The sequence below is a fragment of the Sulfitobacter sp. AS92 genome, assembly GCF_038900015.1.
Lineage (GTDB): Bacteria > Pseudomonadota > Alphaproteobacteria > Rhodobacterales > Rhodobacteraceae > Sulfitobacter.
Map to the genome: position 1 here is coordinate 1 of NZ_JBBMQL010000015.1, position 12,849 is coordinate 12,849.

The window sequence follows — 12,849 nt, forward strand, 5'->3', positions numbered from 1 at the left end:
GCATCGTTCGGATGCGCTGCCGTTTTTCGTAATGAACGCTCGCTCTTAGCCAGCTTTGGCCATGCGCTTACGCTCATGCGGGTCAAGGAAACGCTTGCGCAGACGGATCGCGTTGGGCGTCACTTCGACCAACTCATCATCGTCGATATAGGCAATGGCTTCTTCGAGGCTCAGCGTGATCGGCGTGGTCAGGCGGACCGCTTCGTCGGTGCCCGAGGCGCGGACGTTGGTCAGCTTCTTGCCCTTCAGCGGGTTCACTTCGAGGTCATTCTCACGGGAATGCTCGCCGATGATCATGCCGGTATAGACGTCAGCCTGTGCGCCGATCATCATCTTGCCGCGCTCTTCGAGGTTCCACAGAGCGAAGGCGACCGAAGTGCCGTTTTCCATGGAGATCAGAACGCCAGCGCGGCGGCCCGGGATTGGGCCTTTGTGCGGCGCCCAAGAGTGGAAGACGCGGTTGATGACGCCTGTGCCGCGCGTGTCGGTCAGGAATTCACCGTGATAGCCGATCAGCCCGCGCGATGGCACATGGGCGATGATCCGGGTCTTACCGGCGCCAGCGGGTTTCATCTCGACCAACTCGCCTTTACGGATGCCGGTGATCTTTTCGATCACGGCGCCAGAGTATTCGTCATCCACGTCGATGGTGGCTTCTTCGATGGGCTCATGGCGGACGCCGTCGATCTCTTGGAACAGAACCTGCGGGCGGGAGATCGAAAGCTCAAAACCCTCGCGGCGCATGTTCTCGATCAGAACGCCCATCTGCAATTCGCCACGACCGGCAACTTCAAAGGCGTCGCCGCCCGGCGTGTCGGAGATTTTGATCGCGACGTTGGATTCGGCTTCTTTCATCAGGCGCTCGCGGATGACGCGGGATTGAACTTTCTTGCCGTCACGGCCCGCCAGCGGGCTGTCGTTGATGCCGAAGGTCACGGTGATGGTGGGCGGGTCAATCGGCTGGGCAGGGATCGCTTCGCTGACCGATGCATCGGCCAACGTGTCGGCCACGGTCGCCTTGGTCATGCCAGCGATGGAGACGATGTCACCCGCTTCGGCCAATTCGATGGCGGTTTGGTCCAAGCCGCGGAAGGCGAGGATTTTAGTGCAGCGGAAGTTCTCGATCAGCGTGCCATCGCGCGACATCGCCTTGATCGTCTGGCCTGCCTTCAGCGTGCCGGTTTCCACGCGACCGGTCAGCAGACGGCCCAAGAAGGGATCGCCGCCGAGCGTGGTGGCCAACATGGTGAAGGGCTTGTCTGCGTTTTCGATCTGCTTGGGCGCGGGAACATGCGTTAGGATCAGGTCGAACAGAGCCGTGAGGTCTTTGCGCGGACCGTCGAGTTCCAAATCGGCCCAGCCGGAGCGACCGGAGGCATACATATGCGGGAATTCAAGCTGCTCGTCCGTGGCGTCGAGGCTGGCGAAGAGGTCAAAGCATTCGTCGAGCGCGCGGTCGGGCTCTGCGTCGGTTTTGTCGACTTTGTTCAGCACAACGATCGGGCGCAGGCCCAGCTTCAGCGCTTTGGAAGTCACGAATTTGGTCTGCGGCATCGGGCCTTCAGCGGCGTCTACCAATAGGACCACACCGTCGACCATCGACAGGATACGCTCAACCTCGCCGCCGAAGTCGGCGTGGCCGGGGGTGTCGACGATGTTAATGCGGGTGTTGTTCCAGACGACCGAGGTCGGCTTGGCGAAGATTGTGATACCGCGCTCGCGCTCCAGATCGTTGCTGTCCATGGCACGCTCAGTCGTGGCCTGGTTTTCACGGTAGGTGCCGGATTGTTTCAGAAGCTCGTCCACCAGCGTCGTTTTGCCGTGGTCGACGTGTGCGATAATTGCGATGTTGCGCAGGTCCATTAAGTCAGCCTTTGGATAGGGGAGTGGCGCGCCAGCCTCGGGCTGCGCGAATAATTGCGCCGCCCATACCGCGCCACGGCTGCAATTGCTAGCCCTAATGCCCGATGGTCGCCGCTTGCGCGGTCCGTCGCTGCGCACCTGCCACTTTAATGGGTGGTGGTGCCGGAAAAGAGATGAATTACCAGAATACCAGCGATGATAAAGCTAAGGCCCAGCAGGGCCGGACCATCAAGCCGTTGATCAAAGAGCAGATAGCCAATCGCGGCGATGCACACGATGCCGAGGCCCGACCAAATGGCATAGACGATCCCAACGGGCATGACCTTGAGCGCCAGCGCCATGAAGTAAAACGACACAAGGTAGAACACCACCACCGCCACCGATGGCCAAAGGCGGGTAAACTGCTGCGAAGCCTGCAGGGCGGTCGTGCCGATGGTTTCCGCAACAATTGCGATGAACAGCCACAGGTAATGCATGAGGTGACGCCTTATTCAGAGGGGTAGTTGCGTGGTTTCTTTAATCTCTTCCATGACAAAACTGGCCGAGACATCCGATAGCGGCACTTTGCGTATGAGATCTTGGTACAGTTGATCGTATCCCGCCATATCCGCAACCCGCGCGCGGATCAAATAGTCCAGATCACCGGTCATGCGGTACACGCCGAGGATTTCAGGCATTGATCGGGTGGCCTTGGAAAATTGTTCTAGCCAGTCGGGCGCATGGGCATTGGTGCGCACTTGAATAAAGACACTCAGGCCAAGGCCAAGTTTCGCAGCATCCAAGAGCGTTACGCGGCTTTTGATGATGCCTGCCTTTTCCAACGTACGAATACGGCGCCAGCAGGCGTTGCGGGATAGGTTCACCGCAGCACCAAGCGCTTCGAGTGATTGGGCCGCATCACGTTGCAGTTCGGTCAGAATGCGACGGTCAATTTCATCAAGTGTTGTCATTCAGGCAATTTGGCGGGAAATCTTCCCACAGACAAGAAAAACAGCGCAATGATTTGAGAAAACGTCACAGGGCGGCTGGTCTATGCTGGCGACAAGCCAATTTCAGGAGTTTCCCATGATCGCACGCATCTTTTTCGACCACCCCGCCAAAGTGGACGAGACATTTTTTGAACATATGGCATTTGCGTTGAAATTTTCCGGTCTGCTGTTTGCAGCGGCAGGGGCGGCTTTGGTGCATGCGCTGATCCCTTGTTTGTTCGAAAAGACGGCAAGCGGAATCATCGCGAAGCTTTACGCGCGGACCCATAACCGGGGTCAGTGAGAGGGGACGCCGGTTTGCAGGCCTGCATTCAACATCCTGTCCCAATCGGCGATGAAGGCTAGCGACTGCCCGCGGGTTGGCGATGCTCGGTGACCTCATCCCACTTTATGATTCAGCTTTGACGCACCTTCTTAAGGTCACACCCGCCCTACCAGTTCGCATACCCCGAGGGCGGAAGCGCCCAAGAAAAAGGGCCGCATCCCTGCGGCCCCTTGTCATCTCAGCATCCGACCGGCTCAGCCCGCCAGTGCCTTGTTCAGGTTCTCATCGACCTTTTCCAAGAAGCCCATGGTGGTGAGCCAGCTTTGGTCCGGCCCAACCAACAGCGCGAGGTCTTTGGTCATTTGACCCGATTCCACCGTGTCTACCACGACCTTTTCCAGCGTTTCCGCAAAGTTGATCAGCGCCGTGTTCTCGTCCAGCTTGCCACGGTGCTTCAACCCGCCAGTCCATGCGTAGATCGACGCGATCGAGTTGGTTGAGGTTTCCTCGCCCTTCTGGTGCTGGCGGAAGTGGCGCGTTACGGTCCCGTGGGCGGCTTCGGCCTCGACGATCTTGCCGTCGGGGGTCATCAATTGGCTGGTCATCAACCCGAGCGAGCCAAAGCCCTGTGCCACAGTATCGGACTGCACATCGCCGTCGTAATTTTTACAAGCCCAGACATAGCCGCCCGACCACTTCATCGCTGCCGCGACCATGTCGTCGATTAGGCGGTGCTCGTACCAGATGCCTTTCTTCTTGAAGTCCTCGGCGAACTCAGCTTCGAAGATTTCTTCAAAAATGTCCTTAAACCGACCGTCATAGGCTTTCAAAATGGTGTTCTTGGTCGACAGATAGACGGGCCAGCCCCGGTTCAACCCGTAGTTCATCGACGCCCGCGCAAAATCGCGGATCGAATCATCGAGGTTGTACATCGCCATAGTCACCCCGGCGGAGGGCGCGTCGAAGACCTCTTTCTCGATGGTCTCGCCATCTTCGCCGACGAACTTGATCGTTAGCTTGCCCTTGCCCGGAAAGCGGAAGTCGGTGGCGCGATATTGGTCGCCAAAGGCATGGCGGCCCACGACGATCGGCTGGGTCCAACCCGGCACAAGGCGCGGCACGTTTTTGCAAATGATCGGCTCGCGGAAGATCACACCGCCAAGGATGTTACGGATCGTGCCATTGGGGCTGCGGTACATGCGCTTGAGGCCGAACTCTTCGACGCGGGCCTCGTCAGGCGTGATGGTCGCGCATTTCACACCCACGCCGTATTTTTGGATCGCATGGGCGGCGTCAACGGTGATCTGATCGCCGGTCTCGTCTCGGACTTCCATGCCAAGATCGTAATATTTCAGGTCCACGTCGAGATAGGGCAGGATTAGCTTTTTCTTGATAAAATCCCAGATAATGCGGGTCATTTCATCGCCGTCTAGTTCGACGATGGGGTTCTCTACCTTAATCTTCGACATGACGAATTCCTTTGTTTTGAGGGGTGCCTATGCGCATGCTCTAGCCTACTCGGGGCCAAAGAGGAAGATGGTATACCACGGTATGCCGAAGGGCCGCGCTTAGGCGCCGACCCCGGCGAAAAACGCACTGATCCGGGTCCGGGCATAGGACCAAAGGGCCGGGGCGCCGACGGCGATCTTGCGGCCGACCTTCTCTTCGATCTGCGCTTCAGAAACCTTGTATTCTGTCCAGCTGCCACCGCCGGAGGCGAGGTTCTGCATGGGCGGCTGGAAACGGTCCAGCGATTTGGCAAAACGCGCTGCGGGGCTCTCGGCAGCCTCGAACTCTTCCCAGATGCTGCGAAGGTCATTGCGCAGATCGTCAGGCAGCAAGCCAAAGATACGGGTCGCAGCGATTTGTTCCTGCGCTTCCATATCGGCAGCGTCATAGTCGCCAAAGATCGGATTATCGCCCGCGTCAATCTCGACAAGATCGTGCAGAATCAGCATCTTGATGACGCGGTTGATGTCCACCTCCGGCCCGGCCTGATCGGCCAGCACCAGCGCGTAGAGTGTCAGGTGCCATGAGTGTTCGGCGGAGTTTTCAGCGCGACTTGCATCGCACAGGGTGGTGCCGCGCAGAATGGTCTTGAGCTTATCGGCCTCGTTCAGAAAGGCGATCTGCTGGTCAAGCCGTGCGGTCATGCGCCTGCTTTGCCGCGATGCGCGCGCAGTTTGCAGGCAAGAAAGACGCGGGCCTTATCATTGGCCATCCGCGTACGGATCGCCGTCAAAAAGGCTTCTTCAAGTGTTTGTGACGAGGCGCCAAGCACCTCGCCAACTTCCATAAACAGCCGTTCTTCACCGGTCTCAGCCTGCACGGCGAGGCACTCCTCGGCAAGCTTGTTGGCCAGTTCGAGAACGACTGCATCCGCCATCAGCGCGTGGATTCCGTCAGACGGCGTTTCACATAGTCGCTGGTCGAGGTGATCAACGTGTCCATATGCGGCTCTTCAAAGAAGTGCCCGGCGCCTTCGATCTCCTGATGGGTGATCGTGATGCCCTTTTGCTCATGCAGCTTGCCGACCAAATTGGTGGTGTCAGCAGGCGGTGCCACGCGGTCGGCGGTGCCGTTAATAACCAGACCAGAGGCCGGGCAGGGCGCAAGGAACGAAAAGTCGTACATATTCGCGGGCGGCGAGACCGAAATGAAGCCGGTGATCTCAGGCCGACGCATCAGCAGTTGCATGCCGATCCACGCGCCAAAGGAAAAACCAGCAACCCAGCAATGCTTGGAGTTGTTGTTCATCGACTGAAGGTAGTCGAGCGCCGAGGCCGCATCGGACAATTCGCCAATGCCTTGGTCGTATTCGCCTTGGCTGCGACCAACGCCACGGAAGTTAAAGCGCAACACGGTGAAACCCATGTTGTAGAACGCATAGTGCAGGTTATAGACAACCTTGTGATTCATCGTCCCGCCGAACTGCGGATGCGGATGCAGCACGATGGCAATCGGGGCGTCACGTTCTTTTTGTGGGTGGTAGCGGCCTTCAAGGCGGCCTTCGGGTCCGGGAAAAATAACCTCGGGCATGGGTGTCCCTGTCTGGGGGTTCAAAGATCACTGCGAATAGTTGACGAATTCGCTAGGCCACCTTAGAACGGTTCTAATCTGGTTCCGCGCAGTCTCGCGTGGATCAGTATTTGGACTTAGGCATTTAAGCCGCCCGCGTCAATCAAATGGCGTGGCGAGTGAGGGTAAGACGATGAAGCTATCCACCAAAGGGCGCTACGCGATGGTCGCTTTGGCCGATATTGCCCTGCAGCCCGAAGGCTCGCTCGTGTCGCTTGGCGACATTGCCGAGCGGCAGTCGGTGTCGTTGCCCTATCTGGAGCAGTTGTTCGTTAAGCTTCGTCGCGCTGAGCTGGTGGCGTCTGTCCGCGGGCCGGGCGGCGGCTATCGACTGGCACGGCCTGCGACCGATATTCGCGTGGTCGATGTGCTGGCGGCGGTAGATGAGACGGTTGATGCGATGCACAAGGGCGCGGGCGCTTCCGGCGGGCTCTCGGGCAGCCGTGCGCAATCGCTGACCAACCGGCTGTGGCAGGGGCTGAGTGCGCATGTCTACGTCTTTTTGCACCAGACACGGCTGTCGGATGTGGTGGACAACGAATTGGTCCCATGCCCTGCGGTGCCCAACCTTTTTGCCGTGGTGGACGAGCCGTGAGAACTTATCTCGACCATAACGCGACCACGCCGCTGCGCGTGGAGGCGCGCGCGGCGATGATCGCGGCGATGGATTTGCCCGGTAACCCGTCTTCGGTGCATGCCGAAGGGCGCGCGGCGAAGGCGGTGGTTGAGCGTGCCCGGGCGCAGGTGGCGGGGTTGGTCGGTTGTGATCCAGTCGACGTTATCTTTACCTCTGGCGCTACAGAGGCAGCAGCACTTGCCGCTTCTCTGGGCGCACGGGTTGTCACCTCGGCAGTGGAGCATGATGCGGTCCTGTCTTGGGGGCAGGCGGGTCGGCTGGGCGTTGATGCTCAGGGTATTTGGGATGGGAATTTGAGCCCTGCGGAAGGGGCCGATTTGGTCTCTCTGCAAGCGGCCAATAGCGAAACCGGTGTGCTCCAGCAGACCATGCCACTGGCGCAGCACTGTTGGGCGATGGAGAAGTCTCCCTTCGTGTTGGTCGATGCTGTGCAGGCACTTGGTAAGACCTCATTCAGAATGGCAACATCAGGCGCGGATTTCATTCTTGTCTCGGCGCATAAACTCGGCGGGCCAAAGGGTGTTGGCGCGCTGATCGTAAAGCGGGGCATCGATGTCGCCGCTCAACTGCGCGGAGGCGGACAGGAAATGGGACGCCGCTCTGGGACGGAGAACATCCCTGGCATCGCGGGGTTTGGCGCAGCGGCAGAAGCAGCTGCGGCGGATGTGGCTGCAGGGCGTTGGAAAGAAGTAGCCGAACTGCGCGATTTGCTGGAAGCAACCCTTGCAGATGCCTCAAAGCTGACTATTTTTGTAGGAAAAGATGCGCCGCGTTTGCCCAACACCTCCTGCATCGTCACGCCGGGCTGGAAGGGTGAGACGCAGGTGATGCAAATGGATCTTGCCGGATTTGCCATTTCGGCCGGCTCGGCCTGCTCCAGCGGCAAAGTGCGCGCCAGTGCTGTGTTGCGCGCCATGGGCTTTGATGAAACACAGGCCGCCAGCGCGATCCGGGTGTCGCTGGGCCTGCAAACCACCCGGGAAGATATCCTGCGGTTCGCGACAAGCTGGACCGCAAAAATGAAAAAGCACGAAACGCGGGCCGCCTGAGCGCCCCCACGGAAAGGAACGAGACCTTGGATAATATGACCCTGAAAGAAAAAGATGGCGTCAAGGAAGGCGTCGACCAGGAGACCGTGGACGCCGTGCGCGAAGTCGGCGGCAAATACAAATACGGTTGGTCCACAGACATTGAGATGGATTATGCCCCCATGGGGCTGAACCCCGATATCGTGCGCCTGATCTCGGAAAAGAACGAAGAGCCCGAGTGGATGACCGAATGGCGCCTCGCGGCCTATGACCGTTGGTTGACCAAAAAAGAGCCCACATGGGCGATGGTCGATTACCCGGAGATCGACTTCCAGAAGCAGTATTACTATGCCCGGCCCAAGAGCATGGCGACGAAGCCGAAATCGCTCGATGATGTCGATCCCAAATTGCTGGACACCTATAAGAAACTGGGCATCCCGCTGAAGGAACAGATGATCCTCGCCGGTGTCGAAGGGGCCGAAGACGCGCCCGCCGAGGGCCGCAAGGTTGCTGTTGATGCGGTGTTCGATTCCGTTTCTGTCGGCACAACCTTTCAGGAAGAGCTGAAAAAGGCTGGCGTAATCTTCTGCTCGATCTCCGAGGCGATCCGCGAGCATCCCGAGCTGGTGCGCAAGTACCTTGGCTCGGTCGTGCCGGTGAACGACAATTTCTATGCGACACTGAACTCCGCTGTCTTTTCTGACGGGTCGTTCGTTTATGTGCCGCCGGGCGTGCGCTGCCCGATGGAACTGTCGACCTATTTCCGCATCAACGCTGAAAACACTGGCCAGTTTGAGCGGACATTGATCATCGCCGACAAGGGCTCTTATGTCAGCTACCTCGAAGGTTGCACCGCGCCGCAGCGGGATGAGAGCCAGCTGCACGCGGCGGTCGTGGAAATCATCATCGAAGAAGATGCCGAGGTGAAATATTCCACCGTTCAGAACTGGTATCCCGGGGATGAGAACGGCAAGGGCGGCATCTATAACTTCGTGACCAAGCGTGCCGATTGCCGAGGCGACCGGGCCAAGGTGATGTGGACGCAGGTCGAAACCGGCTCTGCCGTGACGTGGAAATACCCGTCCTGCATTCTGCGGGGCGACGACAGCCAAGGCGAGTTCTATTCCATCGCCATCGCCAACAACATGCAGCAGGCCGACACCGGCACCAAGATGATCCACCTCGGCAAGCGCACCAAGTCGCGCATCGTGTCCAAGGGCATCTCGGCGGGCAAGGCGCAGAACACCTACCGTGGTCTGGTATCGATGCACCCCAAGGCCAAGGAATCGCGCAACTATACACAGTGTGACAGCTTGCTGATCGGGTCGGAATGTGGGGCGCACACGGTGCCTTATATCGAGGTCAAGAATAACAGCAGCCGGGTAGAACATGAGGCGACAACCTCCAAGGTGGACGACGACCAAATGTTCTACTGCCGCTCGCGCGGGATGGACGAGGAAGAGGCCGTGGCGCTTGTCGTGAACGGTTTCTGCAAGGACGTTCTGCAGGCCTTGCCGATGGAATTTGCCATGGAAGCTCAAGCACTTGTGGCGATCTCACTGGAAGGCTCTGTCGGCTAATGAGCCTTGATGCCGCGCATACGCCTCTTCGCCTGCATTGGTGGAAAGCGCAGCCGAACTTCGGCGATGCGCTGAGCCCGCTGATCCTGAGCCATGTCTCAGGGCGGCGGGTGGTGCATGCGTCTGTTGATGACGCGGATGTCTTTGCGCTTGGTTCGCTTTTGCAGCTTGTCCGGCGTAATTTTGACAAGCCGCGCGAAGCAGGCAAACCGATGATCTGGGGCAGCGGGTTGCTGCGTCCGCCCGGCGGGCGGGGTTTTCTCAAAAACGTTGAGGTGGCATTGCTGCGGGGGCCTATCACAGCGGCTCTTTTGGGAATTGAAACCGATGCTTTCGGTGATCCCGGTCTGCTGGTTAATGAAGTGCTTCCTGCTGAAGGTGCGCGCACTGACAAGATCGGCATCGTCCCGCATCACACGCTGGCGGATGACCCTAAGCTGCTGGAATTGGTCGCATCAGACAGCGCCTATGTGCTGATTGATCCGCGAAGCCCGGCTGAGGTTGTCTGTCCCGCGATCGCGTCTTGCGCACATGTTTTTGCTTCTTCCCTCCATGGGTTGATTACCGCAGATGCCTATGGGGTCGCCAACACATGGGTCGCACCCGAGGGGCAGGGTCGGCTCAAGTTCCACGATTATGCGGCATCTGTGGGCCGGGCTATGCGCGCACCGATTGCTTTGACCGAGATTGCCAGCGCCTCTAAACCAGACGCAGCACTGACCTATCAAGATGGCATCGACGCCTGTCGCACTGCGTTGGTGGATCACTTTCCCGCCGCGCTCTGCGCCCGTCAGGGGGCGGCATGAACTTTAGCACGCAGGGGCAAGCCCCTGTTCAAACACTGAAATAACTGACATTGCGGCGCGAACGCGCGCCAGAAGGAGACCGAAATGCTGAGCATCAAAAACCTGCACGTAAAATTGGAAGAAGAGGACAAGCAGATCCTCAAAGGCGTCGATCTGGAAGTCGAAGCCGGCAAGGTGCACGCTATCATGGGGCCGAACGGCTCGGGCAAGTCGACGCTAAGCTATGTGCTGTCGGGCAAAGATGGCTATGAGGTCACCGACGGTTCCGCGACGCTTGAAGGCAACGATCTGCTTGATCTAGAGCCCGAAGAGCGCGCCGCGGCGGGCCTCTTCCTTGCTTTCCAGTACCCGGTGGAGATCCCCGGCGTCGGCAACATGACTTTCCTGCGCACCGCGGTGAACGCACAGCGCAAAGCCCGCGGCGAAGAGGAAATGTCGGCTGCTGACTTTCTCAAGGTGATCCGCGCCAAGGCGAAAGATCTGAAGATCGACGCGGATATGCTGAAGCGCCCTGTGAACATGGGCTTCTCCGGTGGCGAGAAAAAGCGCAACGAGATTCTGCAAATGGCTATGCTTGAGCCAAAGATGTGCATCTTGGATGAGACAGATTCAGGCCTTGACGTAGACGCGATGAAACTGGTCGCCGAAGGCGTGAACGCACTGCGCACTGAGGGTCGTGGTTTCCTCGTCATCACCCACTACCAGCGTCTTCTGGACCACATCACACCAGATGTCGTGCACATCATGTCCGACGGCCGCATCATCAAGACGGGTGGCCCCGAGCTGGCGCTGGAAGTTGAAAACAACGGTTACGCCGACATCCTCGCCGAGGTGGTGTAATGGCCGAAGCGAAACTGCAAGAAACCGCAACCGAGGCGATGATCGCATCGCTCGATATGCCACAGGGTGGCTGGGCGCAAACGGCGCGTGAAGACGCTCTGGCACGGGTTCGCACCATGGGCTTGCCGCAGCGTCGCGATGAATACTGGAAGTTCACGCGTCCTGACACGCTGACCCAAGCCGAGGCACTGCCCGCTGCGATCTTTGATCATGGTGACGCGCCGCTCTTTGACGACACCGAGCGTTTGCGGATCGTTTTCGTCGACGGTGTCTTTGACGCGGAAGCCTCCGACGATCTGTCATTGGAAGGTGTTAAAATCGAACGGCTGGCTGCTGCCAACACCGATTTGCACTGGGCGCGTGATCTCTATGGCGCGCTGGAAAAGAACGGCCAAACGCCTGTCGCACGGCCCCTCGCGGCGCTGAACACGGCCTTTGCGACGGACGGAGTGCTGATCCATGTGACCGGCAAGCCGAGTAAGCCGATCAATCTGGTTTATCACCATAAATCAGAGACTTCCGACGCGATGTTGCACCATGTTGTCAAGCTTGACACGGGTGCTGAAGTGACCCTGTTGGAGAACGGCCCAGCTGCGGCACGCTTTAACACCGTCATGGAAGTCGACGTTGCCGACACTGCGCGTTTCCACCATGTGCGTGCTCAGGGGCGCGACCATGAACGCCGAGCAGCGACGCATCTTTTCACCCGGTTGGGCGCCGAGTCGCTGTTTAAAAGCTTTACCGTCACCGTGAACGGCGCGATGACGCGCAATGAATGCGTGATCGAATTGACCGGCGATGATGCCTCGGCCCATGTGGCTGGCGCTTGTGTTGGCGATGGCGATTTTCACCATGACGACACGGTGTTCATTACCCATGACGCGGTGAACTGCGAAAGCCGTCAGGTCTATAAAAAGGTGCTTCGCAACGGGGCCACGGGCGTGTTTCAGGGAAAAATCCTTGTTAAAGAAGGCGCGCAGAAGACTGATGGCTACCAGATCAGCCAGTCGCTGCTGCTGGACGGAGACAGCCAGTTCCTCGCCAAGCCAGAGCTTGAGATCTACGCCGATGACGTGGCCTGTTCGCATGGTTCCACCTCGGGTGCGATCGACGAAGAAGCGCTGTTCTACCTGCGCGCGCGGGGCGTTTCTCATGCCGAGGCGACGGACCTTTTAACACTCGCCTTCCTTGCCGAAGCGGTTGAGGAGATTGAAGCCGAAGGTCTGCGCGAAGAGATCAACGGGCGTCTCAGCTCGTGGTTGGAGCGTCGTAGCAGCTGATGGCTGTCACCAGCGATATCGTTGCGACCTATCGCGGCCCCGGCAAAGTCATGTCGGGGCTGTTGGCGCAGGGCCGTAACGAAGTGCGCGTGTTGATGTTCGCGCTGATGGCAGGGTTGCTGATTTTTGTTGCCATGTCGCCCTATCAAGCGCGCGCCGCTCATCTTGATCCTGAAGGGCCGCTTTCGGTTCGCCAGTATTGGAGCGCGTTTTTCTGGATTTTTGTGATGCCTCTGTTGCTCTATGGCTTTGCCGCGATGGTCTGGGCGATCAGCCGCATCGCGGGGCAGCGGCTCACCGGCTACGCGGTGCGGTTGACGTTGGTTTGGTCGCTTCTCGCCTCCGCGCCGATCCTGCTGCTGCTGGGCCTTGCGCTAGGCTTTATCGGGCCGGGCGTGCAGGCGCAGATCGTGGGCGTGGTTTGGTTGGTGGTATTCTTCTGGTTCTGGATCTCTGGCCTGCTTGCGGCGCAGCGGGGCTGAG

The 12,849-nt window shown here is 58.8% G+C and carries 15 protein-coding genes; 8 read left to right on the forward strand and 7 right to left on the reverse strand.

All coding sequences use genetic code 11. The annotated features are described in order from the left end of the window. Nucleotides 1-45: 45 nt before the first annotated feature. The 3 genes from typA to WNY61_RS17620 form a co-directional block, all read right to left on the reverse strand. A complete protein-coding gene (gene typA / locus WNY61_RS17610; protein ID WP_342852748.1) occupies nt 46-1,863 on the reverse strand; it encodes a translational GTPase TypA in 1,818 nt (605 codons plus the stop codon). A gap of 146 nt (nt 1,864-2,009) precedes the next feature. Then, nucleotides 2,010-2,339, reverse strand: coding sequence for a multidrug efflux SMR transporter (locus WNY61_RS17615; protein WP_342852749.1), 330 nt, complete (start codon nt 2,337-2,339; stop codon nt 2,010-2,012). Between the two features lie 15 nt (nt 2,340-2,354). Further along, on the reverse strand, nt 2,355-2,813 hold the full coding sequence (locus WNY61_RS17620; protein ID WP_342852750.1) for an Lrp/AsnC family transcriptional regulator: 459 nt from the start codon (nt 2,811-2,813) through the stop codon (nt 2,355-2,357). A 115-nt stretch (nt 2,814-2,928) separates the two neighbouring features. Between WNY61_RS17620 and WNY61_RS17625 the strand changes: the two genes are divergently transcribed. Continuing rightward, nucleotides 2,929-3,135 (forward strand): DUF6356 family protein, encoded by a 207-nt coding sequence (locus tag WNY61_RS17625; protein ID WP_243267448.1) that lies wholly within the window; start codon nt 2,929-2,931, stop codon nt 3,133-3,135. A 236-nt stretch (nt 3,136-3,371) separates the two neighbouring features. Here WNY61_RS17625 and WNY61_RS17630 read toward each other — a convergent pair whose 3' ends face one another. From WNY61_RS17630 to WNY61_RS17645, 4 genes are all read right to left on the reverse strand, one after another. Beyond that, complete coding sequence (locus WNY61_RS17630; protein WP_342852751.1) at nt 3,372-4,586, reverse strand: NADP-dependent isocitrate dehydrogenase; 1,215 nt, start codon at nt 4,584-4,586, stop codon at nt 3,372-3,374. Nucleotides 4,587-4,685: 99 nt separating this feature from the next. Then, a complete protein-coding gene (locus WNY61_RS17635; protein WP_342852752.1) occupies nt 4,686-5,270 on the reverse strand; it encodes an HD domain-containing protein in 585 nt (194 codons plus the stop codon). Then, nucleotides 5,267-5,503: a hypothetical protein gene (locus WNY61_RS17640; protein ID WP_342852753.1), complete on the reverse strand. Its 237-nt coding sequence runs from the start codon at nt 5,501-5,503 to the stop codon at nt 5,267-5,269. Before WNY61_RS17640 ends, WNY61_RS17635 begins: the two co-directional genes overlap by 4 nt. Further along, nucleotides 5,503-6,156 carry an alpha/beta hydrolase gene (locus WNY61_RS17645; protein WP_007119582.1) on the reverse strand — a complete coding sequence of 218 codons (654 nt, stop codon included), beginning with the start codon at nt 6,154-6,156 and terminating at the stop codon, nt 5,503-5,505. Before WNY61_RS17645 ends, WNY61_RS17640 begins: the two co-directional genes overlap by 1 nt. 172 nt (nt 6,157-6,328) lie before the next feature. Here WNY61_RS17645 and WNY61_RS17650 point away from each other — a divergent pair, with 172 nt between their 5' ends. From WNY61_RS17650 to WNY61_RS17680, 7 genes are all read left to right on the forward strand, one after another. After that, entirely contained in the window at nt 6,329-6,790 is a 462-nt protein-coding gene (locus tag WNY61_RS17650) for an Rrf2 family transcriptional regulator (RefSeq protein WP_007119583.1), read from the forward strand. After that, the gene (locus WNY61_RS17655; protein WP_342852754.1) at nt 6,745-7,881 is read left to right on the forward strand and encodes a cysteine desulfurase family protein; all 1,137 of its coding nucleotides are present in this window, start codon (nt 6,745-6,747) and stop codon (nt 7,879-7,881) included. The genes WNY61_RS17650 and WNY61_RS17655 overlap by 46 nt, the downstream gene beginning before the upstream one ends. A gap of 35 nt (nt 7,882-7,916) precedes the next feature. After that, nucleotides 7,917-9,440 (forward strand): Fe-S cluster assembly protein SufB, encoded by a 1,524-nt coding sequence (gene sufB, locus WNY61_RS17660; RefSeq protein WP_342852822.1) that lies wholly within the window; start codon nt 7,917-7,919, stop codon nt 9,438-9,440. After that, a complete protein-coding gene (locus tag WNY61_RS17665; RefSeq protein WP_342852755.1) occupies nt 9,440-10,246 on the forward strand; it encodes a polysaccharide pyruvyl transferase family protein in 807 nt (268 codons plus the stop codon). Before sufB ends, WNY61_RS17665 begins: the two co-directional genes overlap by 1 nt. Before the next feature lie 84 nt (nt 10,247-10,330). Next, nucleotides 10,331-11,086: a Fe-S cluster assembly ATPase SufC gene (gene sufC / locus WNY61_RS17670; RefSeq protein WP_342852756.1), complete on the forward strand. Its 756-nt coding sequence runs from the start codon at nt 10,331-10,333 to the stop codon at nt 11,084-11,086. Next, complete coding sequence (locus WNY61_RS17675) at nt 11,086-12,366, forward strand: SufD family Fe-S cluster assembly protein (protein WP_342852757.1); 1,281 nt, start codon at nt 11,086-11,088, stop codon at nt 12,364-12,366. The genes sufC and WNY61_RS17675 overlap by 1 nt, the downstream gene beginning before the upstream one ends. Further along, a complete protein-coding gene (locus tag WNY61_RS17680) occupies nt 12,366-12,848 on the forward strand; it encodes a YIP1 family protein (protein ID WP_342852758.1) in 483 nt (160 codons plus the stop codon). Before WNY61_RS17675 ends, WNY61_RS17680 begins: the two co-directional genes overlap by 1 nt. Nucleotide 12,849: the final 1 nt, after the last annotated feature.